This window comes from Phycisphaerae bacterium (assembly GCA_024102815.1).
Lineage (GTDB): Bacteria > Planctomycetota > Phycisphaerae > UBA1845 > UBA1845 > JAGFJJ01.
Genome location: JAGFJJ010000036.1, coordinates 1 through 2,389, shown reverse-complemented (window position 1 = coordinate 2,389; position 2,389 = coordinate 1). Strand labels below are relative to the sequence as shown.

Below are 2,389 nucleotides of genomic sequence, written 5' to 3'. Positions count from 1 at the left end.
CCTGGCCGAGCGGCTCTACCGCAAGCAGGGCATCGACACCCGCACGCTGCTCGGCCACAAGCGCCAGTCGATGACCGACACCTATAATGATGACCGGGGCCTCAGCGACGGCGAGTGGAAGACGCTGGAGGTGTGATCGGAAATCTTGGGGGGGTGGCGATGTACAAGGTCTATGTGTTGCAACAGCGGTGCGGGCGGCGCGGCAGCGAGGTGCTCACGGGCACCCGCACCGCCACCCCATCGGCCGCCGCCGCCCATGCCGCATTCTGGGCACTGCACGCCGAGGCCTACGACGCGACACATCTGCTGCTGATGACGAGGGACAACCGCCAGCTCGCGGCGTACCGCTACGGATCACAGCCCGGCGACCCCGACTACGTCGAACCAGGAGCAGCCCTCCCAGAATGAGAAAAGCCCGGCACATGCCGGGCTTCTCGTTTCGGGGTCAGATGCGGACGACGGTGGCCGCGCGCAGGAAGCGGCGCATTGGCATGTACTTGAGCCTGCTGCGCTCGACGGGCGAGCGCCCAAGGCGGCGGTCGTACTCGACGAGGCTGCAGTCACAGAGGGTGACGCTCTCGCCCGAACCCAGGCGATGTATCACATGCACCCACCACGTCTCGCCGTCGACCTGATACTCCCCGCCGCGCACCACGTGAATTCGATCGAGCATGATCGGCCTCCGGGGGCTCGCGCGCCTCAACCTGGCGATGGGCGCGCGAGGGGGATTAGATGTTATTTCGCCACCCACCCCGTGCTTCCAGTGCCCGACTCTTTGACATATAGCGTTGTGGCTGCGCCGCCGTCTGTCCGCGTGTACAACGAACCGACTGGAGCGGTTACGACGCTCTCCGGAGATCCGCTGCCGCTCGTCCACACAACCTCCCCCGCTCCAGGACGGAGATTTGTCACGTAAGCGTTTGACCAACGATACGCCCCGCTACCTAACGCTAGCGCGTTATCCGTCCACGGATAAAACGAGGACGATACTCTGACTCCCGACGTGCCAAAAACACCGATGGTAGCTGTCGGCGTCTCATGGGTGCCATTATCAAAGGAAATGGTACTGTTGTTGTATTTGAAAATTAACCGAGGATATGCGTCATCGGGCCGTTTCCCGCGAAGCTCTTGTGAACTCTCAAACACAGACCAGTCGTTGCCGTTTGCAAATGGGTCTTGCGAAGCGCCATAAAAAAGCCGAATCCCACTTAATGACGAGCTTTCATTCTGGTATCGCAACGGCTTTCCTGCCTTGCCCATCTGAACAACGCCTTCATGACCCCCAATAATGCTGTTTTGACCTCCAATAGTGCCGCTTTTCAACACAACTAAGTTATTTAAGTTATACCCGCCAAGCACGGTATTTCTCACACCATGACTACTTGAGGCCCCAAAAAACCGCAGCCTGGGCGTAGCTGCCTCCCATCGAGCCTGCTGAAATGTGTTGAATGTGCCGGCACATTCAACATGGAATTCTGCTACGTTGCCTTCAATGCTTGGCTTGACGAACAGGTTATTGTTAACAGGATTGTTTGCTTGCGCCAAATAAATGTGTCTAGTTCCTGCAACATCAATTCCTTCGTTTGAATAGTGGGAGCACCGCCCCCCAATAAAGACGTTTTCGTTAACCCATGCCGACGAGTTTCCAGGGGTCAAATCTAGATTGATTTGGTTGTTTTCGAGATGCCCGAGGTAATAGCTGTTATATGCGTTACTGGTTCCAAAAGACGTAACAAGCAGACCCTTGGAAAAGTTTACGACGTTGCCAACAAAGATCTGGCATGAGATTGCGTTCACAACGCGAACTCCGACCCCTTGAGTTGCCCAACCTGCACTCGTCTTGGTCTTGTTCAAAATTCTGCGAGGCAGTTGAATGACCGCATTAGTGAGGTTGGTTGTTGGATCGACGGAATTTCCAGTAGAAATTTCCACTGCGACATCTGGCGCTCCGTAAACCTCGAAAACAGCCTGGCTGAAATCCGCGTGGCCCTTTACGACCACCTTGGCCGAGGTGCGGAACACGCCGATGCCAATGACTTTGAAACCGTACGTGGCACCATAGTCGAGCGCGGTCTGAATCGCCACGGTGTCATCCGTCACGCCGTCGCCCGCCGCACCAAAATCTTTGACGCTCACGATCTCGCGCGCCTTGTCTTGCAGGGTGCGCACGACCGCACCGGGCCCATCTTGAGTGAAGCTGGTGTCGCCACCGCCGCCGCCGAGAGCGGCGATTGCGGCCTCCACGTCGGGAGCAAATTCAATCCCCCCACCCGGGCCCATCGTGTGGCGAACCACGTCATTCGGCTCCCATTCGCCCGCTCCGAGATACCGCCAAGACTTGATGGCCGAGTCTGGTGTATCGACGACATCGCCCACATTGTAGGCGGCG

Annotated in this window: 3 protein-coding genes; 1 reads left to right on the top strand and 2 read right to left on the bottom strand. The window is 57.6% G+C overall.

Features of this window, described 5'->3' with window-relative positions; all coding sequences use genetic code 11:
* Nucleotides 1–159 precede the first annotated feature (159 nt).
* Nucleotides 160–408: a hypothetical protein gene (locus tag J5J06_09140; protein MCO6437237.1), complete on the top strand. Its 249-nt coding sequence runs from the start codon at nt 160–162 to the stop codon at nt 406–408.
* A gap of 37 nt (nt 409–445) precedes the next feature.
* Here the strand turns inward: J5J06_09140 and J5J06_09135 are convergent, their stop codons facing one another.
* Nucleotides 446–673, bottom strand: a complete 228-nt coding sequence (locus J5J06_09135; GenBank protein ID MCO6437236.1) for a hypothetical protein — start codon at nt 671–673, stop codon at nt 446–448.
* Between the two features lie 62 nt (nt 674–735).
* On the bottom strand, nt 736–2,389 hold a 1,654-nt coding region (locus J5J06_09130), incomplete at its 5' end, for a hypothetical protein (GenBank protein ID MCO6437235.1).

Coding starts and splice junctions, on each gene's coding strand:
- J5J06_09140 (MCO6437237.1), top strand. CDS start 160: ATGTACAAGGTCTATGTGTTGCAACAGCGGTGCGGGCGGCGCGGCAGC.
- J5J06_09135 (MCO6437236.1), bottom strand. CDS start 673: ATGCTCGATCGAATTCACGTGGTGCGCGGCGGGGAGTATCAGGTCGAC.